General features: G+C 71.5%; 22 protein-coding genes, 1 tRNA gene and 2 pseudogenes. 18 read left to right on the top strand and 7 right to left on the bottom strand.

Annotation, left to right across the window (positions count from 1 at the left end; translation table 11 throughout):
• The 4 genes and pseudogenes from OO62_RS40240 to OO62_RS29525 all read left to right on the top strand — a co-directional run.
• Window positions 1-218, top strand: a pseudogene (locus tag OO62_RS40240) (hypothetical protein); the annotation flags it as partial.
• Window positions 219-321: 103 nt separating this feature from the next.
• Complete coding sequence (locus OO62_RS29535) at window positions 322-942, top strand: DUF4232 domain-containing protein (RefSeq protein ID WP_033270686.1); 621 nt, start codon at window positions 322-324, stop codon at window positions 940-942.
• A gap of 148 nt (window positions 943-1,090) precedes the next feature.
• Window positions 1,091-1,387: a type II toxin-antitoxin system VapB family antitoxin gene (locus tag OO62_RS29530; RefSeq protein WP_006604254.1), complete on the top strand. Its 297-nt coding sequence runs from the start codon at window positions 1,091-1,093 to the stop codon at window positions 1,385-1,387.
• 158 nt (window positions 1,388-1,545) lie between these two features.
• Entirely contained in the window at window positions 1,546-2,196 is a 651-nt protein-coding gene (locus OO62_RS29525) for a LytR C-terminal domain-containing protein (RefSeq protein WP_033270685.1), read from the top strand.
• Between the two features lie 60 nt (window positions 2,197-2,256).
• On the opposite strand, the gene upp is transcribed toward OO62_RS29525, so the two are convergent.
• The gene (gene upp, locus OO62_RS29520) at window positions 2,257-2,892 is read right to left on the bottom strand and encodes a uracil phosphoribosyltransferase (protein ID WP_033270684.1); all 636 of its coding nucleotides are present in this window, start codon (window positions 2,890-2,892) and stop codon (window positions 2,257-2,259) included.
• A 164-nt stretch (window positions 2,893-3,056) separates the two neighbouring features.
• Here upp and OO62_RS29515 point away from each other — a divergent pair, with 164 nt between their 5' ends.
• The 4 genes from OO62_RS29515 to OO62_RS29500 all read left to right on the top strand — a co-directional run bounded on the left by OO62_RS29515 (window position 3,057) and on the right by OO62_RS29500 (window position 4,720).
• Window positions 3,057-3,266, top strand: coding sequence for a hypothetical protein (locus OO62_RS29515; protein WP_033270683.1), 210 nt, complete (start codon window positions 3,057-3,059; stop codon window positions 3,264-3,266).
• Window positions 3,267-3,478: 212 nt separating this feature from the next.
• On the top strand, window positions 3,479-4,006 hold the full coding sequence (locus tag OO62_RS29510) for a tRNA adenosine deaminase-associated protein (RefSeq protein ID WP_033270682.1): 528 nt from the start codon (window positions 3,479-3,481) through the stop codon (window positions 4,004-4,006).
• A gap of 23 nt (window positions 4,007-4,029) precedes the next feature.
• Window positions 4,030-4,542, top strand: a complete 513-nt coding sequence (gene tadA / locus OO62_RS29505; RefSeq protein WP_078617417.1) for a tRNA adenosine(34) deaminase TadA — start codon at window positions 4,030-4,032, stop codon at window positions 4,540-4,542.
• A 91-nt stretch (window positions 4,543-4,633) separates the two neighbouring features.
• Window positions 4,634-4,720: transfer RNA gene (locus OO62_RS29500), tRNA-Ser, on the top strand.
• A gap of 72 nt (window positions 4,721-4,792) precedes the next feature.
• Here OO62_RS29500 and OO62_RS29495 read toward each other — a convergent pair.
• Together OO62_RS29495 and OO62_RS29490 are read right to left on the bottom strand one after the other, a co-directional pair.
• On the bottom strand, window positions 4,793-5,284 hold the full coding sequence (locus OO62_RS29495; RefSeq protein ID WP_033270680.1) for a DUF1180 domain-containing protein: 492 nt from the start codon (window positions 5,282-5,284) through the stop codon (window positions 4,793-4,795).
• Window positions 5,285-5,312: 28 nt separating this feature from the next.
• Window positions 5,313-6,092, bottom strand: a complete 780-nt coding sequence (locus OO62_RS29490) for a DUF2127 domain-containing protein (protein WP_033270679.1) — start codon at window positions 6,090-6,092, stop codon at window positions 5,313-5,315.
• A gap of 608 nt (window positions 6,093-6,700) precedes the next feature.
• Between OO62_RS29490 and OO62_RS40070 the strand changes: the two genes are divergently transcribed.
• The 6 genes from OO62_RS40070 to OO62_RS29465 all read left to right on the top strand — a co-directional run bounded on the left by OO62_RS40070 (window position 6,701) and on the right by OO62_RS29465 (window position 10,897).
• A complete protein-coding gene (locus tag OO62_RS40070; RefSeq protein WP_164492941.1) occupies window positions 6,701-6,865 on the top strand; it encodes a hypothetical protein in 165 nt (54 codons plus the stop codon).
• Window positions 6,866-6,917: 52 nt separating this feature from the next.
• Window positions 6,918-7,211, top strand: a complete 294-nt coding sequence (locus tag OO62_RS29485; protein ID WP_033270678.1) for a Dabb family protein — start codon at window positions 6,918-6,920, stop codon at window positions 7,209-7,211.
• A gap of 255 nt (window positions 7,212-7,466) precedes the next feature.
• Window positions 7,467-8,276 (top strand): RNA polymerase sigma factor SigF, encoded by an 810-nt coding sequence (locus OO62_RS29480; protein ID WP_033270700.1) that lies wholly within the window; start codon window positions 7,467-7,469, stop codon window positions 8,274-8,276.
• A gap of 199 nt (window positions 8,277-8,475) precedes the next feature.
• Window positions 8,476-9,312: an RNA polymerase sigma factor SigF gene (locus tag OO62_RS29475; protein ID WP_033270677.1), complete on the top strand. Its 837-nt coding sequence runs from the start codon at window positions 8,476-8,478 to the stop codon at window positions 9,310-9,312.
• A 119-nt stretch (window positions 9,313-9,431) separates the two neighbouring features.
• Window positions 9,432-10,259, top strand: a complete 828-nt coding sequence (locus OO62_RS29470; RefSeq protein WP_033270676.1) for a collagen-like domain-containing protein — start codon at window positions 9,432-9,434, stop codon at window positions 10,257-10,259.
• A gap of 161 nt (window positions 10,260-10,420) precedes the next feature.
• On the top strand, window positions 10,421-10,897 hold the full coding sequence (locus OO62_RS29465) for a VOC family protein (RefSeq protein WP_033270675.1): 477 nt from the start codon (window positions 10,421-10,423) through the stop codon (window positions 10,895-10,897).
• Window positions 10,898-10,961: 64 nt separating this feature from the next.
• Here the strand turns inward: OO62_RS29465 and OO62_RS29460 are convergent, their stop codons facing one another.
• Complete coding sequence (locus tag OO62_RS29460; protein WP_033270674.1) at window positions 10,962-11,723, bottom strand: SDR family oxidoreductase; 762 nt, start codon at window positions 11,721-11,723, stop codon at window positions 10,962-10,964.
• Window positions 11,724-11,894: 171 nt separating this feature from the next.
• Between OO62_RS29460 and OO62_RS29455 the strand changes: the two genes are divergently transcribed.
• Window positions 11,895-12,737 carry a helix-turn-helix transcriptional regulator gene (locus OO62_RS29455; RefSeq protein WP_033270673.1) on the top strand — a complete coding sequence of 281 codons (843 nt, stop codon included), beginning with the start codon at window positions 11,895-11,897 and terminating at the stop codon, window positions 12,735-12,737.
• A gap of 38 nt (window positions 12,738-12,775) precedes the next feature.
• On the opposite strand, the gene OO62_RS29450 is transcribed toward OO62_RS29455, so the two are convergent.
• From OO62_RS29450 to OO62_RS29440, 3 genes are all read right to left on the bottom strand, one after another.
• Window positions 12,776-13,495, bottom strand: coding sequence for a DUF6333 family protein (locus OO62_RS29450; RefSeq protein WP_033270672.1), 720 nt, complete (start codon window positions 13,493-13,495; stop codon window positions 12,776-12,778).
• 131 nt (window positions 13,496-13,626) lie between these two features.
• Window positions 13,627-14,388: an alpha/beta fold hydrolase gene (locus OO62_RS29445; protein ID WP_033270671.1), complete on the bottom strand. Its 762-nt coding sequence runs from the start codon at window positions 14,386-14,388 to the stop codon at window positions 13,627-13,629.
• A 215-nt stretch (window positions 14,389-14,603) separates the two neighbouring features.
• Window positions 14,604-15,413 (bottom strand): SDR family NAD(P)-dependent oxidoreductase, encoded by an 810-nt coding sequence (locus tag OO62_RS29440; RefSeq protein WP_228332495.1) that lies wholly within the window; start codon window positions 15,411-15,413, stop codon window positions 14,604-14,606.
• Window positions 15,414-15,500: 87 nt separating this feature from the next.
• On the opposite strand from OO62_RS29440, the gene OO62_RS29435 reads away from it, so the two are divergent.
• The 3 genes and pseudogenes from OO62_RS29435 to OO62_RS29430 all read left to right on the top strand — a co-directional run bounded on the left by OO62_RS29435 (window position 15,501) and on the right by OO62_RS29430 (window position 18,117).
• The gene (locus OO62_RS29435; RefSeq protein WP_033270669.1) at window positions 15,501-16,352 is read left to right on the top strand and encodes a helix-turn-helix transcriptional regulator; all 852 of its coding nucleotides are present in this window, start codon (window positions 15,501-15,503) and stop codon (window positions 16,350-16,352) included.
• Window positions 16,353-16,393: 41 nt separating this feature from the next.
• Window positions 16,394-16,492, top strand: a pseudogene (locus OO62_RS41785) (IS5/IS1182 family transposase); the annotation flags it as partial.
• 338 nt (window positions 16,493-16,830) lie between these two features.
• Window positions 16,831-18,117, top strand: coding sequence for an MFS transporter (locus OO62_RS29430; protein WP_051733713.1), 1,287 nt, complete (start codon window positions 16,831-16,833; stop codon window positions 18,115-18,117).
• Window positions 18,118-18,178 lie beyond the last annotated feature (61 nt).

Below are 18,178 nucleotides of genomic sequence, written 5' to 3'. Positions count from 1 at the left end.
CGCCCACGTACCCCGGCCGCACCACCGACCCCACCGGCGCCCGCTCCCCCGGCACCGCCTCCGGACAGCCGCCGCGGGGCACCCCCTCGACCACCCCGACCCTCCCGGGGACGGGACGCACGACCACCCCGACCCCCGACACCACCGGGCCGCCGGCCACCCCGTCGCCCACGAGGACCCCGGGCAGCAGCAACCCGCCCGGCCAGGGAGCCGATTGACCGGACGCCCGAGGACCCCACCGGCCGCGTTAGCCGCGCGTTAGCCGATCGCCAGCGCCCGGCCCGAAGGTCGTGTACACGCCACCGTCCCGGGGGAGCCGCCATGCCGTCCGTCACCGCCACCGCCCGCCGGGCCGTGGCCGCAGGTCTGAGCGCCGCCGCCGTACTGGCCCTGACCACCGGCTGCCACGGCCACACCGGCAACCGGCCCGAGGAACCCGCCACCGCCGTCTCACCGGCCACCCCCTCGGCCGTCCTGCCGGACACCGGCCCCCCGCCGCCCGGCCCCGGCGGACACACCCCCTGCACGCCCGAAATGCTCAGGTTCCACGCCGGCGCCCCGCACCGGCCGGACCGCCGCATGCTGCTCACCGTCACCAACTACTCCGACCGGACCTGCGACTTCGCCGCCCAGGGCTACCCGCTGCTGCGCTTCGGCGACGGGCGGCAGCCGGCCCTCCCGGTGATCGAGGACAGCAAACCGCGGACGACCGTCGTCCTCGCTCCCGACGCGACCGCCTACGCCACGGTCCTCACCTCCGCGGCCGGCGGCCCGCACGGACGGGGCCCGCACGGCGGAAAGATCTCCCAGTTCGGCGTGGCCCTGGCCGCCGGCACCGCCCCCACCCAGGTCGGCCTCGACCGCGCCCCCGTACGGGTCGACCCGCACACCGCCGAGGTCACCTACTGGCAGCCGACCCTGGACGCCGCCCGCAAGTGGTGACGGGGGGCGCGCGGAAGCCCTTTCGTAGCGCTTGAGCCCGCACGCCCTGGGCCCTCGCTCACCAATGATCCATGTTTGTGGCCAATGATCCTTTTGCACTGCTGCGGCATGGCTGCGCCCGGTGCCGCTCGCCCGGTAGGCTTTCCGTGTGATCTTCAAGCGCATCGGAAATGGGCGGCCGTACCCCGACCACGGCCGGGAGAGCACCCGCCAGTGGGCGGATGTCGCCCCGCGCCCGGTACGCCTCGACCAGTTGGTGACCACCAAGCAGCAGCTCGACCTCGAAACGCTGCTCGCCGAGGACTCGACGTTCTACGGCGACCTCTTCGCGCACGTCGTGAAGTGGGAGGGCGACCTCTACCTGGAGGACGGACTGCACCGCGCGGTCCGCGCCGCGCTCCAGCAGCGCCAGGTGCTGCACGCCCGCGTGCTGGAACTGGACTGACACCACCGCCGACGGCACCCCGAAACCGTCAGAAACACCGCGTCAGCCCATGACTCCACCCAACTCACCCCGCCCGAATTGATCCTTTTGGGTTGGGTCTCGCGCCACGCGTTGATCATCTAGTAGGCACGGACTGCCGCCCGCACTACGCTGCGCCCATGAGCATGCTGACGCCCCCAGGCATGGGCGGTAAGAAGTACCGCATCACGGGCGACAGGTATCCGCGGATGCGCCGTCCCCGACACCGCCGCCGGATCGCCCTCACCCTCCTCGCCGCCGCGTGCGTCCTCGGCCTGGCGGGCTGGGGCACCCTGCAGCTCATCGACGTCTTCGGGGGCAAGAGCAACTCCGCCCGGGCCGCCCAGGGCAAGAAGCACTGCCAGGACAGCGCCAAGGCAGCCACCGCGCAGGCCGCACCCGCCGCCGGAAAGCCCCCCGCCCCGGCCACGCTGACCGTCAACGTCTTCAACGCCACCCCGCGCTCCGGCCTCGCCAAGCGCACCGCCGACGAACTCAAGAAGCGCGGCTTCAAGATCGGCAAGGTGGGCAACGCCCCGGCCGCCTACGACAAGAAGATCAAGGGCGCCGGGATACTGCTCGGCCCCAAGGCGGCCACCGACGGCCCGCTGAAGGTGCTCGCCACCCAGCTCGCCGGCGCCGAGCAGAAGACCGACGCCCGCAAGAGCACCGAACTCGACCTGATCATCGGCGACGGCTTCAAGGACCTGGCCCCCCAGCAGACCGCCGCCAAGTCCCTGGCCCTGCTGGCCCACCCGTCCCCGGCCCCCGCCGCCGACACCCGCTGCTGACCGCACGCGTTCGGGCCCGCACCACCTCGTGGTGCGGGCCCGAACCGTGTACGCAGGGGATCAGCCGGCGGTGCCGTACATCCGGTCGCCCGCGTCACCCAGACCCGGCACGATGTAGCGCGCCTCGTTCAGCCGCTCGTCGACCGCCGCCGTCACCACCGTCACCGGCGCGCCGGCCAGCTCCTTCTCCATCACCGCGACGCCCTCCGGCGCGGCCAGCAGACAGATCGCGGTGACGTCGTCCGCGCCACGCGTGATCAGCTCCCGGATCGCCGCGACCAGCGTGCCGCCGGTCGCCAGCATCGGGTCCACGACGTAGACCTGCCGGCCCGAGAGGTCGTCCGGCATCCGCGTGGCGTACGTGTGCGCCTCGTACGTCTCCTCGTTGCGGACCATGCCCATGAAGCCGACCTCGGCGGTGGGCAGCAGCCGCACCATGCCCTCCAGCATGCCCAGCCCGGCCCGCAGGATCGGCACGACCAGCGGCCGCGGGTGCGAGAGCCGCACCCCGGTGGTCGCCGTGACCGGCGTCTCGATGTCGACCTGCTCGGTGCGCACATCACGGGTGGCCTCGTAGGCGAGCAGGGTGACCAGCTCGTCGGCAAGCCGCCGGAAGGTGGGGGAATCGGTGCGCTTGTCGCGCAGTGTGGTGAGTTTGTGCGCCACCAGCGGGTGGTCGACGACGTGGATCCGCATGACATCGACAGTAACCGAGGCGGAGAGTGCCGACGCCCGTCGTGCGGTGGGGGGCGCGGCGGGGCAGGCTGGCATCAAACCACCGGAACGGGGGAAAGTGGGGACGTACGCCCGAGCGACCGACCCGCCGTCGGGCGACGATCCCGCCCGAGGTGGTGTAGCGCGTGCACGAGCCCCAGCGGACCGAGGACACGGCCGGCGCCGTGCCCGGCGGCGACGCCGCCGACGAGAGCGAGGCGGCGCGCCGAAGGCGCCGGGCGCAATTCCTGCGCGAACTGCACGAGGCCAAGGAGCTGCGCAACCGCGTCCAGCCGCGCCGCGCACGGGCCGAGCGGATGCGCCAGGCCGTGCGGATGCGCACATTCCGCTGGTAGGGGACCGGTTCCGCTGGTAGCGGAACTACCGGCGTACAACCCGTCCCCGCTGCGGCACGTGAGCGACATCTCGCACAACCTCCGCACGACGCAGCGCCGAAGACCCCGCGCGATCGCCATGTTTCTGCCACGATTCCGCAAGGGGCGGGACCAACGGCGTGCAGCGCCGCCCCGCCCGGCCCGGCACGCCTATGACCAGTGGGAGAGTCACGGTGTACTTCGCCGCACTGCTCGCGCGCACCGAAGACGGGTGGGAAGCGAGCGATACGGAGCTCGACGATGTGGAGACCCTGACCGATCTGGCCGATCTGGCCCGAGAGGCGGCGGTCGACGACGACACGGTGGTGGCGTTCCTGGAGCAGGAGGACGCCTGGTTCGGCGTCGTCCGGGTCGACGGCGACGACGACCCCCGGGTGTTCATCTCCAACGCCGTCGCGGCGCAACGCAGCTCGTACGGTGCGATGCTGACCGACGAGCTGCTCGGCCGCGACAAGGACGTCGAGGACGAACTCGACAGCCTTGACCTGGACGGCACGGAGGACGGCGAACCCGACGCGCAGGACGCGACCGAGCAGGACACCGAGGCGGACACCCCCGTCCCGGCCGGCCCGCTCGGCGACGCCCGGCTCCTGGAGGACCTCGGCATCAGCGAGAAGGAGCTGCTCAGCCTCGACAGCGACGCGCTCGGCGAGATCGCCGACGCCCTCGGCTGCACGGAGGTCCTGGAGGCCGTCCGGTAGTCCGGTCACCGACACTGGGTGGCATGAGTGTCCCCCAGTCCGGTCCGTTGCCCGGTTCGTCCCCTTCCCCCGCGCCCGATCCTCTGCGCGATCCCTGGATCGCGCCGATGCGCCGGGCGCTGGGCGAGGCGGCCCGCGCCCCCGGGACAGGTGACGTCCCGGTGGGCGCCGTCGTGCTGTCCGCGGACGGTACGGTCCTGGGCACCGGCCGCAACGAGCGCGAGGCGACCGGCGACCCGACCGCGCACGCCGAGGTCCTCGCGCTGCGCGAGGCGGCCCGCGCCACCGGGTCGTGGCGGCTGACCGGCGCGACGCTCGTCGTCACCCTCGAACCGTGCACGATGTGTGCCGGCGCGGTCGTGCTCTCCCGGGTCGACCGGGTGGTCTACGGCGCCCGCGACGCCAAGGCCGGTGCGGTCGGCTCGCTGTGGGACGTGGTGCGTGACCGACGTCTCAATCACCGGCCCGAGGTCATCACCGGCGTGCTGGAAGAGGAGTGCGCGGAGCGGCTCACCGCCTTCTTCCGCGACCGCTGACCAGGGGCAGAAGCCGCCCGGCCACGCCACGCCGGTCCCGCGGTGGAATCCGATTTCGGCGCACGGCCACCCTTGGGCTAAGCTCTCTCTCGGTAGCGTGTCCGAGCGGCCGAAGGAGCGCGCCTCGAAAGCGCGTGAGGGGGCAACTCCTCCGTGGGTTCAAATCCCACCGCTACCGCTCGAAGACGAAGGGCCCCGATCCTCCAGGGATCGGGGCCCTCGTCATGTCCGGGGCGTCATGTCCGGGGCGTCATGTCAGGTTGCCGTCGCGCCTGTTGCGGGAGGCGCGGCGGAAGAAGCGGACGATCAGCCAGATCACCAGCGCCACGACGGCCAGGAAGACCACGAACAGCACGATCAGGAAGATGCCCAGCTTCTTGAAGAAGCCGGTCTTCTTCTTCACCTTGGACTTGACCTTGGACTTCCACTTGGACTTCTTGGTCTTGAAGACCGTGTTGTGGTGGCTGGCGTGGTGCGCGCTGTGGTGGCGGAACGAGGCGGGCTGCACGGCGGCCGGGCGCTCGGCGGGGGCCACGGCGGACCGGGCCGGCGCGCCGGCGGTGGTCGCGGTGCGGGCGGGCTGCTCCGTGCCGCGGGCCGCCGCGGTGGCCGGGGCGGCGGCCGCGGCCAGCAGGCCGACGAGGAGTGCCAGGACGACGGCGGGCCGGCGGCGGGCGGTGGCCGGGCGGCGGGCGGCTGCGTGGGACGAATCGGACGTGGGCCGTGCGGAGTTCATGGGCATGCTGCGGTCCCCCCTTTGGTTGGTACGTTCAGCCATTATGGGCGGCGGTGGAGACCCCGGCCGAGGTCTCGACCTCCAGGAGCGAGACGCTGTGCCGTTCCGCGTCGAAGGCCGCGCGGCCGCCGCGTAGCCCGAACAGCCGCTTGGTGAGGGCGATGTAGAGCACCGCCAGGATGTTGATCACCAGGGTGGCGATCTTGAGCCAGCTGACCTTCTCGGTCAGCTCGTAGATCTCCAGCGGCAGGAACGCCGCGGTCGCCACCACCGTCAGGTATTCCGCCCAGCGCTTGGCGTACCAGAGGCCCACGCCCTCGACGATCTCCACCAGGGCGTACACCAGCAGCAGCACGGCGACCAGCAGCAGGGTGGAGTGCCGGTAGCCGAAGGTCTTCTGGATGGTGCCGACGACGGGTGAGTGGTCCAGGTCGTAGTGGAAGTGCCGGGCGACCGGGCGGAGCACCGCGATGTACTCGTCGAAGAAGCTGCGGACCGCGTCCTTGCGGTTGCTGAACTGCCAGACGCCGATCGCGGCCAGCACGATGAATACCCCGCGCACAGCTCGTTCGACGGCCAGGAACCGCAGGACGAACAGGTCGCGCAGGACCTTGCCGCGCGGGACCAGCGGGGCGTCGTCGGCCGGTCCGGAGCCGTGCGGCGCGCCGAGGACGAAGTCGCCGCAGCGCAGGCAGCGCCACGCCTCTCCCAGGGCGGTGTCGGCGCGCAGCCGGTCCCGGAGGTGTTCCTCGTTCGGGAGGTAGGTGGTGTGCCCGCGGCGTGCGCAGGTACGCCGGTCCCAGTCGATCTTCATCGTTGGCGCCCCGTGTTCCTTTCGTGGTCCCGCGCGCGGCGGCCTGCCGCGCTCCGTGCTGTCGCGTACATGATGCCTTTGGGCGGGAGCCGTACGTGCGGAGGGACGCGTGGCGGTGGCGGCCGGTTGCGCCGTGAACATGACGCAGGGCGTGTCTTTCGGATCAGCCCGGGCCCGGCTGATCCGAAAGACACGCCCTAGCCCCGGCTCCGGGCCGAGGGGTCGGCGCGGAGCCGGGGCTCCAGGTCGGCCGGGGGAGGCGGACGTCCGGGGACGGCCGCCTCCCCCGATGCGGACCGGCCTCGCAGTCCACGCCGCTGTCAGGGGGAAGCTCACGGCGCGGACCCCGCAGTGAGGCCGGGTCCCGGGCCCGGCGATTCCTGCCAGATCCACCGGGCCACCTCACTCATGGTGCCTGTGCGGCCGGTCCCAACAGGCGGACGAAGGGCCCCCTTTGGCGGGCCTTTGGTCCATAAAGTCCCGGTCAGCGCGCGAGACCGGCCGCCGCCACGGGTCCCGCGCTCGAACACGTGTGGTTACACTCGCCCGACTGCAACCGGGAGGTGCAGGCACTGCCGCAGGCGACTGCCACAGGGGAGACAGGTTCGATGGCACAGGCGAAGAAGATCGTGCTGTACATACTCATCGTCTTCGTGCTGTACACGATCATCACCTCCCCGCAGCGGGCCGCCCAGCTGGTGCAGATAGGCTTCGAGGGCATCTCGTCCGCCGCCCAGGGCGTCGGGCAGTTCATGACCCAGCTGATCAGCTAGGGCCGTCCGCCCGCCGGCCGGCCTGGTGATCGCCCGCCGCACGGAGGCCCCTGTGATCCGCCACCTGGTCCTGTTCAAGCTCAACGACGGCGTCTCCCGCGACGAGGAGCGGGTGCAGGCCGGCGTCCGCGCCTTCGAGGGGCTCAAGGACCAGATCGAGGAGCTGACGTTCTGGGAGTTCGCCTGGAACATCACCGACCGTCCGATCGCCTACGACTTCGCGATCAACTCGGCGGTGGCCGACAAGGACGCTCTCAAGCGCTACCTGGAGCACCCGGCCCATCAGGCGGCCGCCGCTCAGTGGCGAGAATTCGCCACCTGGGTGATCGCCGACTACGAATTCTGAGCCGCGGTCCGTCCGCGGACCGCGCTCCGGAGCCCCTCGCCCCCACGGGCGGGGGGCTTCTGCGTGCCCCGGCCCGGCAGCGCCACCCGGCCGCCCCGCGCGCCTTCCCCACCACCCCGCCTCCCTCGCTCAACTCTCGGTTCAACACGGCGTTATGGGGTGCTTGCACACAGTGCACATGTCTTGTGATGCTATGACCGCTTTTGCCGGATACATCCTCTACGAGTAGATGCTGCGAGCACTGTGAAGGGTGGCGTGACCGTGACGGCCCGTACTGCGCCCAAGGCTCCATCCCGCGAGAGCCGGAGCGCGGACACGCGGGCGCTCACACAGGTGCTGTTCGCGGAGCTGGCCGATCTGGAGCCCGGCACCCCCGAGCACAGCCGCGTCCGGGCCGCCCTCATCGAGGCCAACCTGCCGCTGGTCCGCTACGCCGCGGCGCGCTTCCGCAGCCGTAATGAGCCGATGGAGGACGTCATCCAGGTCGGCACGATCGGGCTGATCAACGCGATCGACCGCTTCGACCCCGACCGGGGCGTCCAGTTCCCGACCTTCGCGATGCCCACCGTCGTCGGCGAGATCAAACGCTACTTTCGAGACAATGTTCGTACGGTCCATGTGCCGCGCCGCCTCCACGAGCTGTGGGTGCAGGTCAACGGCGCCACCGAGGATCTGACCGTGCTGCACGGGCGCTCGCCCACCACCGCCGAGATCGCCGAGCGGCTGAAGATCGGCGAGGACGAGGTGCTGGCCTGCCTGGAGGCCGGCCGTTCGTATCACGCCACCTCGCTGGAGGCGGCCCAGGAGGGCGACGGCCTGCCCGGCCTGCTGGACCGCCTCGGATACGAGGACCCCGAACTGGCCGGCGTCGAGCACCGCGACCTGGTGCGGCACCTCCTCGTCCAGCTCCCCGAACGCGAGCAGCGCATCCTCCTGCTGCGTTACTACAGCAATCTGACGCAGTCCCAGATCAGTGCCGAACTGGGGGTGTCGCAGATGCATGTGTCGCGGCTACTGTCGCGGAGCTTCGCTCGGCTTCGATCCGCAAACAGGATCGACGCCTAACCGGCACGGGCGACCGGCACCCGGTCCTGCCTGCACAGATAAGTCGACAAGGCGCTACAGCGTGTTGCCGACATGTGACATTCTGCAGGAACCGCGTTTGCCGTAGCTCTTGCTCCGGTATTCAGGTGGAGGTATCACTCCTCGGTCCACCCGGACCGGGGGTGCCGCAGCGTCCCGTCCGCGACCTCAAGGGGGTGGCATGTCCGTAGAACTGGGCAGCTCAAAGGTGCTTCCCGCGATTCCCGCGCCCGCACCGCACGTGCATGACGACGACTCCATCAACACCCGCACGCTCTCCCGCTCCCTGTTCCTGCGGCTGGCCTCGCTCGACAAGGACTGCGCGGAGCGTACGTACGTCCGTGACACGCTCATCGAACTCAACCTCCCCCTCGTGCGGTACGCGGCGGCCCGCTTCCGCAGCCGCAACGAGCCGATGGAGGACATCGTCCAGGTCGGAACGATCGGCCTGATCAAGGCGATCGACCGTTTCGACTGCGAACGCGGGGTGGAATTCCCGACGTTCGCGATGCCCACCGTCGTCGGTGAGATCAAGCGCTTCTTCCGCGACACCTCGTGGTCGGTACGGGTCCCCCGCCGGCTCCAGGAGCTCCGGCTCGCCCTCACCAAGGCCAGCGACGAGCTCTCCCAGAAGCTCGACCGCTCGCCCACCGTTCCCGAACTCGCCCTGTGCCTCGGGGTGTCGGAGGAGGACGTGGTCGACGGCCTGGCCGTCGGCAACGCGTACACCGCCTCCTCGCTGGACTCGCCCTCCCCCGAGGACGACGGCGGCGAGGGCTCCCTCGCGGACCGCCTCGGCTACGAGGACACCGCCCTGGAGGGCGTGGAGTACCGCGAGTCGCTCAAGCCCCTGCTGGCCAAACTCCCGGCCCGTGAGCGGCAGATCATCATGCTGCGCTTCTTCGCCAACATGACGCAGTCCCAGATCGGCGAGGAGGTCGGCATCTCCCAGATGCACGTCTCGCGCCTGCTCACCCGCACCCTGGCGCAGCTGCGCGAGGGGCTCATCTCCGATTGAGGAACGGTCCGCCGAGGGGCCTTCACACGCTCCGCGCCGCTCGGCGGACAGTTGCAGAGCCGCACCGGGTACCGGTCGGCCCCCTATACACCTGACGCACCGTCAGCAACACTGGGCGGATGCGACGGACGACAACGACTCTTGCCGCCGCCTCGGCGGCCGCGCTGTGTCTGGGTGTCCTGCTCACCGGCTGCGGGGACGCCGCCGACCAGGGCTATGTCGCGGTCGGCGCGGCAGGCCCCGCCGACGACCACGCGCCGACCGGGCCCGTAGCGCCCCGGGACGGCGTCGAGCTGACGCCGCTGGACGGCGCCCACGGCGACCGGGCCGCGCATGGCGCACCGGGCGACCGGACCGGCCACGGCGGCCATGGCCCGGGCCGGGACGGAAACCGGACCGCGCAGCCCCGGACAGGCCCCGCGCGCGACGACGCCGGCGAGGGGCAGACCGGCCGGGCTCCGGGATCCGGGCCCTCGGCTTCCTCGCCCACGGGCTCCCCCGGCAGCGGTGACACCCCCGCGCCCCCGCGCCCGTCCCCCGGCGGTTCCGCCCCGCCGCACGGCACCCCGCACCCCCCGGGCAGCCCCGGCTCCCCGTCCCCCGAGCCACCCTCGCCGCGCCTTCCCGCCGGCCCGGGCGCCCCCGACGGCCTGCTCGTCGGCAACCCCGGCCGGGACGGTACCGACGTCCGCTGGTGCCAGCGGGTCACCCTCGACTTCCTCAACACCGGCGACGCGCCCGTGACGGCCGGCACGGTCACCTTCGGTACGCACATCATCGGCGCCCTCGGCATCGACTGGGCCACCATCAGCTCGCGCCACCGGCTCCCGCTTCCCCTCGACCCCGGCGCACGGAAGACCGGCAGCTGGCGGGTGTGCGTGGACGCCTGGCGGGTGCCGCTGGGGATGCACCTCGACACCCGGGACATCACCTTCACCTGGAAGTAGCGGCGGCCGGGCCGGGCCCGCGGGCGCCGGTGCGGCGGCGGACCCCGTTCGGGCGGTGCGAAAAGGCTCCGGGATAGCGATGACTTCCGACCGGTGCGACGGTCTGTAGAGGGACAGCACAGGCGCGGCCTCGGCGGCGACACCGGCACAGGGAGAAGCACATGCCCAAGATCACCCCCAACCTCTGGTTCGACACCCAGGGCAAGGAAGCGGCCGAGTTCTACTGCTCGGTGTTCCCGAATTCCAGGATCACCGCCGTCACCCACTACACCGACGCGGGCCCGGGCCAGGCCGGCAGCGTCCTGACCGTGGAGTTCGAGCTCGACGGGCAGGGCTACCTGGCGCTCAACGGCGGTCCCCAGTTCACCTTCAGCGAGGCGGTCTCGCTGCTCATCGAGTGCGCCGACCAGGAAGAGATCGACTACTACTGGTCCAAGCTCACCGAGGGCGGCGGCGAGGAGGGCCCCTGCGGCTGGCTGAAGGACAAGTACGGGCTGTCCTGGCAGGTCGCGCCGGGCGGCATGGCCGAGCTGCTGAACGACCCGGACCGGGACCGGGCGGCGCGTGCCATGAAGGCCATCTTCGGGATGAAGAAGATCGACATCGCGGCGCTGATGGCCGCCGCGGACGCGGCGTAGCCCGGCCCGGCCCGTACTGCCGCCGCCCCCGCGGTGCACGTCCCGGGGCGGCGGCGCGGCGGGGTCACGCCTGCCGCGTGGGCAGCACGATCGCCTGGCGCAGGTTCACGTGGCGGGCGCGGCTGGTGGTGTACGCGATCAGGTCCGCGATGTCGTCCGCCGACAGCCCCTGCAGGGCGTCGAACATCCCGTCCAGCTGGCCGGCCAGCTCGGCGTTGTCGATGTGGCCGCCCAGCTCGGTGTCGGTGAGGCCCGGTTCGATGTTGGTGACGCGGACGTCGCGCGGGCCCAGCTCGGTGCGCAGGGACTGCGAGAGGTACGTCAGCGCGGCCTTCGTCGCGCCGTACACCGCGTAGTGGGGGAAGGCGATGTGCGCGCCGATCGAGGAGATGTTCACCAGGTCGGCCGTCCCGCCGTCCGCCGCGACCGCGATCAGGTCCGGGGTGAAGGCGCGGAGGACGCGCAGCGCGCCGGAGACGTTGGTGTCGAGCATCCGCTGCCATTCGTCGGTGCGGCCGTCGGTGACCGGGTTCGGCAGCATCACGCCGGCCGCGTTGACCACCAGGTCGACCCGGCCGTAGGCGGCGTGCACCTGCTCCACCGCGGCGTCGACGGAGGTCTGGTCGGTGACGTCGGCGGTGACCGGGAGGGCCTGGCCGCCGGCCGCCTCGATCGCCGCGGCCAGCTCCGTCAGCCGCTCCGTCCGGCGGGCGAGCAGCGCCACCCGGGCACCGTGCGCGGCGAGCAGCCGGGCGGTGGCCTCGCCCATGCCGCTGGCGGCTCCGGTGATGACAGCGGTGCGGCCGGCGAGGGTGGCGTACGACATGGGAACTCCTGGGTGGTCGGGTCCGTGGTGCTCGCCGCCGGGCCTCTCCCGGCGACGACCACCAGCCTGGGCCGGGCCGCCGGACTTACCCAGGGCTGCCGTTTTCCTGGGTATCGCAGTACCAGGATCGGAGCGTCCCGGGCACCTAGGATCAGTGGCATGGACATATCCATGGACGGGGAAGTCGGCGATTTCCTGCGCTCCCGGCGCGCCCGCGTACAGCCCGAGGAAGTCGGCCTGCCGGGCCACGGCAGGCGGCGGGTGCCGGGCCTGCGCCGCGAGGAGGTCGCTCAGCTGGCGGGGGTCAGCGTCGACTACTACATCCGCCTCGAACAGGGCCGCGGCTCCTCCGTCTCGGATGCCGTGCTCGACGCCATCGGGCGCGTCCTGCGCCTCGACGCCACCGAACAGGAGTACCTGCGGACGGTGGCCAGGCCCGCCGCCACCGCCCGCCGCGGGTCCGCCGCCGGGCCCGCGCCCCAGAAGGTCCGCCCCGGTCTGCGCCTCCTGCTGGACACCATCGAGAAGGTCCCGGCGTTCGTGCTCGGCCGCCGCATGGACGTGCTCGCGTGGAACGCCCTGGGCGACGCCGTCGTCGGCTTCTCGCAGATGGCGCCCGCGGAGCGGAACATGCCGCGTCAGGTGTTCCTCGACCCGCGGGCGCGCGAGTTCTACCCGGACTGGCCGGCGGTGGCCGCCGAGACGGTCGCCCATCTGCGTCTGGACGCGGGTAAACACCCCCGGGACCGGAAACTGGCCACGCTGGTGGGCGAGTTGTCGCTGGGCAGTGCGGACTTCCGCCGGCTGTGGGCGGACCACCAGGTCAAGGAGAAGACGTACGGCGCGAAGCGCATGCTGCACCCGGTGGCGGGTGAACTCGTCCTGCCGTACGAGACGTTGACGGTGTCCGGGGACACGGACCAGATGCTGGTGGTCTACACGCCGGAGCCGGGCTCGCAGACGGAGGAGCGGGTACGGCTCCTGGCCAGCTGGGCGGCGACCCCGGCGGTCTGACGTCCGCGGACCGGTGGCGGCTGTGCCGGCCGGTCCGGTCAGTCCCGGTGCCAGACCTCTTCGATGGCGTCCTGGACGTCCTCGGAGCGGGTGACCTTGAAGACGGACACCCGCAACTGCTCGCTGACGAAGGGGACGTGGAGGCCGCAGGCGAGGACGTCCAAGTAGTCGCTCCAGATGAACCCTTCGAGGTCGTCGAGAGAGACATCCGCGCTGCCGGGCTCTCCCGCGGTGGCCCCGACGGCGCGGAGGGTCTGTGCGGGGTCCCCGGTGAGGTCCATGTCGTCCCAGCCGTCCGCGCCGACGCGGGGCACGCCGGGGACGTGGACGAGGTACTTGGCGTAGGTCTCGGAGAAGCCCATCTCGCAGACGCCGAGGATGCGGGCGTCCGGGTGCTCCTTGACCTGCGCGTCGAACGCGTCGTCGAGGTTGTAGGTGATGCCGTTCTCGCCGAACGCGGGGTCGGTGATCTGCACCGCGGTTCCCCAGCAGCCGACGGCCACATAGTCCAGGTCCGCCGGCACCCGGGGGTGGCCAAGGTCTCTGCGGCGCACCGGATCGAGCTCTTCCAGCACGCCGGCGACCGTGCTCAGCTCGTTCACGACCTGCCGGGCGCGTACGGGGTCGTGGGCCGGTGCCCGGGTGATGGTGTGCTGGTCGTAGCGGGCCGGGGCGGGCGGGTGGATGCGGGTGATCTGGGTGACGGAGAGGCGCGGGGCGGTGACGCCGGCCGGGTCGGCGTAGGGCAGGGAGCTCATGGGGGGAGCCTAGGGCCGGGCACTGACAGGCGCCGATCGACGGATCGGGCACCCATTCACCTACTGCACCGCAGAGTTGAGGCCCCGGGTGCCGGCGCCCGGCCGGTGGCCGGACGCCGGCGCCGGTCAGGTCAGGCCGGTGCCCTGACGGACCCGAGCTGCCGGACGAAGAACCGGACCGCGCTGTCGGCCTCGAAGCGGGGCAGCTCCTTGTGCCGGCCCGCGTTGGCGTGCAGCGTCTTCTCCTTCGAGGCGAAGGCGTCGAACAACGCGAGGCCGGACTCGCGCGGGATGTGCTCGTCGTCCCACTGGAGCATGAACTCGATCGGGATGGTGATCTGCTGCGCCGCCCCGGCCAGGCGATCGGGCCAGTGCAGACCGAAGACCGCGGCGGTGACCCTTGGTTCGATCGCCACGAACGGCACCCCGATCGCGGTGCCCATGTTCAGGCCGAAGTAGCCGACCGGCCCTTCGGGGCCGATCTCCGGCAGTGCCTGGAGAGCGTCCAGCGTCGCCTGCCACTCCGGCACGGCGCGTTCCGCGAGGTGGGCGTTGTAGCGGACGACGATCGGGCCGACCGGCTCGCCCGCCTTCATCGCCCGCTGCATCACGGCGATCTCTTGCTCGTCGTGCGCCGTGCGCGGCCGGCCGCCGTGACCGGGCGCGTCGATGGTGGCGACGTGGAAGCCGCCGTCGGCCACCAGGCGGTGGGCACGGCCCACCATCCCCGGTGCCTTCCGGTGCATGCCGCCGCCGTGCCCCATCAGCACCAGAGGCGCGCGGGCGGGGCCGGCGGCCGGGGACCAGAGTGCGCCGGTGACGTCGCCCACCGTGAAGTCGCGTTCGACGACACCGTTCGACGATGTCTCCGCGGTGAAATTCAGAGAATGCATGGTTGTTGCCTTTCGGGAGTGCCTTGGTTGCGGCGCTCCCGGCGACACCTACGTCAATCGCCGACCGTGACACAGCGGGGGAGCACCCACACAGATACAGCGTTCATGGGGTCTCACCTCCTCGGGCGGTCGCACGGTCGCCCGGACGCTACCAACCCGACGTCGTCCCCCTCCACTGCTTTTCCCGCTCCCCGGCCGCGGACGCCCGTTCCCGCTCAGGCGCGCATGCCGCCGTCGACCCGGAGGACCGTGCCGGTGACGTAGGACGCGCGGTCGCTGAGGAGCCAGGCGGCGGCCTGGGCGATCTCCTCCGGATCGGCGGCGCGGCCCAGCGGCGTCTGGGCGTTGAGCTGCGCGATGGTGCCGGGCGCTTTCGCCTCCCACTCGTCGAGCATCTCGGTGAGCGTGGTGCCGGGCGCGATGGCGTTGACGCGGATGCCCTCCGGGCCGTACGTGGCCGCTGCCGACGCGGTGAGGCTGTTGACCGCCCGCTTCGCCGCGCCGTACGCGGGCAGCCAGGGGTTGGCCATCAGGCTGCCCACGCTGGAGGTGTTGACGACGGCCCCGCGCTTCGCGGTGGCGCGGATGGCGGCGATCTCGGCGCTCATGGCCAGCCACGGGCCCTTGAGGTTGACCGCGACGACGTGGTCGAAGTCGGCCTCCGGCAACTCGTCCATGGGAACGGGCGGCTGCCCCGTCGCACCGTTGTTGAAGGCCACGTCGAGCCGCCCGTACAGCTCCACGGCCCGGTCGACGGCGGCCCGCACGCTCGCCGGGTCGGCCAGGTCGCACCGCACGTGGTCCGCGGTGCCGCCGGCCGCCCGGATCTCCTCCGTCACCGCCTTGAGCTGGGACTCCGTACGGGCCGCGAGAAGCACCTTGGCTCCTTCCCGGGCGAAGAGCCGCGCCGCGGCGGCGCCGATGCCGCGGCTCGCGCCGGTGAGGAAGGCGACCTTGTCGGCGAGGAGGCCCGACGTCACGGCGGACGGGACGGGCGTGGTTCCGGTGTTCCTGTTCGTGTTCATGCCGACGAGCCTGTGCCCCGCCGCCGCCCCCATCCAGGCACCGGCGGTACCTGGCTCGCCATCCCGGCGACCACGCACACTGATGACGTGGACCGACGAGAACTGGCCGCCTTCCTGCGCACCCGACGCGAGCGCATCACCCCCGCCGACGTGGGCCTGCCCGCCGGGCCGCGCCGCCGCACCCCGGGGCTCCGCCGCGAGGAGGTGGCACAGCTGGCGTTCATCTCGACCGAGTACTACACGCGCCTGGAGCAGGCCCGCGGCCCGCGCCCGTCCCGCGAGGTGCTGGCCCAACTCGCCCGCGCACTGCGCCTGTCGGACGTCGAACGCGACCACCTCCACCACCTCGCCGGCGCCCCGCCCGGCCCCCCGCCGGGGCCTTCGCGGGAGGTGCGGCAGAGCATCGTCGACCTGCTGGACCGGCTGCCGCAGGCCGCGGCGATCGTGCTGTCGGCGACGTACGAGGTCATTGCCTGGAACGACCTGGCCGCGGCCCTGATGGAGGACTTCTCCGCGCTGCCGCGCCGGGACCGCAACCTCGTCCGGCGCGCCTTCCTCGGCCCGCCCGGCCACGGCCGGCCGCTGTACGGCGTCTCGGACGCGGACGAGTTCTTCCGGACGTCGGCCCAGCACCTGCGCGCCACCGCGGCCCGCTACCCCGACGACCCCGAGGTGGCCGCCCTGGTCGACGAACTCGTCGTCGGCAGCGACGAGTTCGCCCGCCTCTGGGCCGGCCACGACGTGACCGCCGCGCCCGCCCTCTGCAAGACCTTCCACCACCCGGTCGTCGGTCCGATCGCCGTCAACTGCGACGTCCTCGACGTCGCGGACCGCGACCAGCGGGTCGTCCTCTACACCGCCACCCCCGGCAGCCCGTCCGCGGAGGCCCTGCGCCTGCTGTCGGTCGTCGGCACGCAGCGGATGGACGTGCCCGGCTAGGCCCTGCCTCTTCGATCAGGTAGCTCGTTGTTCTGGTCATGCTTGGCCGTTCCCGCGGGGGGCTGACCACCAAGATCCATGTCGCCCCGGAAGGCCGCTGCCGCGTGGGCGCCGGCGGCGCCGTCACCGCCGCCGCTTTCCTCATCTGGCTCCGCTCATAACCGGAGTCCATGAGAGGGAAGCACCACTACCGATAACCGATTGCGCCGTGTGCAGATTCCCGGTTTCGCTGTGACATTCCCCCAACCCCAAGTGGCTTCTCATCATGGCTTTCACCTGGGCATACTCCACGCCTGCCGCTTCTCAAACCCTCCTGGTACTCGGGTAGTTGGGAAGGGGAATCCGTGATCGCTCAGTCCCTCAGCGAGTACCCCCCCCCGCTTCCTTGTGATCCTCGCCGCGAAGCCATGTGGCTCACCGGCTTCACAGGCACGCCCCGATTTCGGCATGGCACGATCGACAGGCATTGGAGTACAGGGTGAGCCAAGCCCCCACCACGTCAACCAACAGCACCTCTGGGGAAATCAGCGACGCACACCAGTCCTGGCTCGCGCAGAGAGGGCTGCTGCTGGAGTCCGGCCCCCAGCGGAAGCTGGCCCTCGCCGGCTTCGTCAACCAGCTCGGCACCGCGGCCTTCCTGGCGACCGTGCCGCTGTACGCCCTTCGGGTGATCCACCTGTCCATCGGGCAAGTCGGTCTCGGCCTCAGCATCGCAGCGGTGGTCGGACTGATCGCCGGCATCCCCGTAGGGCATCTCGCCGACCGCCGCGGTCCGCGGGACATCTTTCTGATGACGCTGCTGATCCAGGCCCTTTCCATGACGTCACTGCTGTTCGCCCACTCGTTCTGGGCGTTCGTCCTGGCTGTGGCCGTGGCCGACCTCGCCGGCTCGTCCGGCGGTGCGGCTCGTGGCCCGATGATCCGTCGCTTCGGCGGTGACGAGGTGCCGAAGTTCCGGTCCTACCTGCGGTCGGTGGCCATGCTCGCCAGCACGTTCGGCGCGATGGCAGCCGGCGCGGTGATGCAGATCGATACGGACACCGCATACCGTGCCCTCATCCTTGGCAACGCGCTGACGTTCCTCGGCAGCGCCGCCGTCCTGGTCAAGTTGCCCAAGCTCGAACCCCTCGCGTCCCCGCGCGACGAAGGCCGATGGATCGCTCTGAAGGACAAACCGTATGTGGCGTTCGTCGTGCTCGACGGCATCATGTGGATCCAGAGCGAGGTGCTGTCCTACGCCCTGCCGCTGTGGGTGGTCCTGCACACCGAAGCGCCACGCTGGTTCGTCGGCCTGGCGATCGCCGTCAACACTGTGATGGTGGTGTTCCTACAGATACGGACCAGTCGCGGGATCAAGGGCGGCACGATCGCGGGACAGGCCGTCCGCCGCGCCGGTCTCGCCTTTCTGATGGGCATGTCCGTCATCGCGACGGCCTCCGGATTACCTGGCTGGGCCGCCGTGACGATCATGATGACCGGCGTTGCGGTGCACACAGTGGGCTCGCTGTGGCATGCGGCCGGGTCGCTGGAGCTCCGGTTCCGGCTGGCTCCCGCGCATGCCCAGGGCCAGTACTCCGGGGTGTTCGGCATGGGCATGGGCCTGTGCTACGTCGTCGCACCGAGCCTGCTCGGCTTGCTCTGCGTGACCTGGGGGACGCCCGGCTGGCTCCTTATGGGTGCCGTCTTCGTCGTCTCCGGTGTCGCCATGCCGTACGTGATCCAGTGGGCTGGCCGCAGCCGGGAGATAGCGGATAGCGCCGAGTGAACTGCCGCCCAGGGCCTTGGCACTCCTCGATTCGATCGCCCCCACGCAGCGACCCCGACCA

Source organism: Streptomyces lydicus (genome assembly GCF_000717345.1).
GTDB classification, from domain to species: Bacteria; Actinomycetota; Actinomycetes; order Streptomycetales; family Streptomycetaceae; genus Streptomyces; species Streptomyces lydicus.
The sequence above is the reverse complement of the archived record's forward strand: the minus strand, read 5'-3'. Positions and strand labels throughout refer to the sequence as shown.

Coding starts and splice junctions, on each gene's coding strand:
- OO62_RS29475 (WP_033270677.1), top strand. CDS start 8,476: ATGTCCGTAGAACTGGGCAGCTCAAAGGTGCTTCCCGCGATTCCCGCG.
- OO62_RS29470 (WP_033270676.1), top strand. CDS start 9,432: ATGCGACGGACGACAACGACTCTTGCCGCCGCCTCGGCGGCCGCGCTG.
- OO62_RS29445 (WP_033270671.1), bottom strand. CDS start 14,388: ATGCATTCTCTGAATTTCACCGCGGAGACATCGTCGAACGGTGTCGTC.
- OO62_RS29465 (WP_033270675.1), top strand. CDS start 10,421: ATGCCCAAGATCACCCCCAACCTCTGGTTCGACACCCAGGGCAAGGAA.
- OO62_RS40070 (WP_164492941.1), top strand. CDS start 6,701: ATGGCACAGGCGAAGAAGATCGTGCTGTACATACTCATCGTCTTCGTG.
- OO62_RS29490 (WP_033270679.1), bottom strand. CDS start 6,092: ATGAAGATCGACTGGGACCGGCGTACCTGCGCACGCCGCGGGCACACC.
- OO62_RS29460 (WP_033270674.1), bottom strand. CDS start 11,723: ATGTCGTACGCCACCCTCGCCGGCCGCACCGCTGTCATCACCGGAGCC.
- tadA (WP_078617417.1), top strand. CDS start 4,030: ATGAGTGTCCCCCAGTCCGGTCCGTTGCCCGGTTCGTCCCCTTCCCCC.
- OO62_RS29535 (WP_033270686.1), top strand. CDS start 322: ATGCCGTCCGTCACCGCCACCGCCCGCCGGGCCGTGGCCGCAGGTCTG.
- OO62_RS29495 (WP_033270680.1), bottom strand. CDS start 5,284: ATGCCCATGAACTCCGCACGGCCCACGTCCGATTCGTCCCACGCAGCC.
- upp (WP_033270684.1), bottom strand. CDS start 2,892: ATGCGGATCCACGTCGTCGACCACCCGCTGGTGGCGCACAAACTCACC.
- OO62_RS29525 (WP_033270685.1), top strand. CDS start 1,546: ATGAGCATGCTGACGCCCCCAGGCATGGGCGGTAAGAAGTACCGCATC.
- OO62_RS29450 (WP_033270672.1), bottom strand. CDS start 13,495: ATGAGCTCCCTGCCCTACGCCGACCCGGCCGGCGTCACCGCCCCGCGC.
- OO62_RS29455 (WP_033270673.1), top strand. CDS start 11,895: ATGGACGGGGAAGTCGGCGATTTCCTGCGCTCCCGGCGCGCCCGCGTA.
- OO62_RS29440 (WP_228332495.1), bottom strand. CDS start 15,413: ATGAACACGAACAGGAACACCGGAACCACGCCCGTCCCGTCCGCCGTG.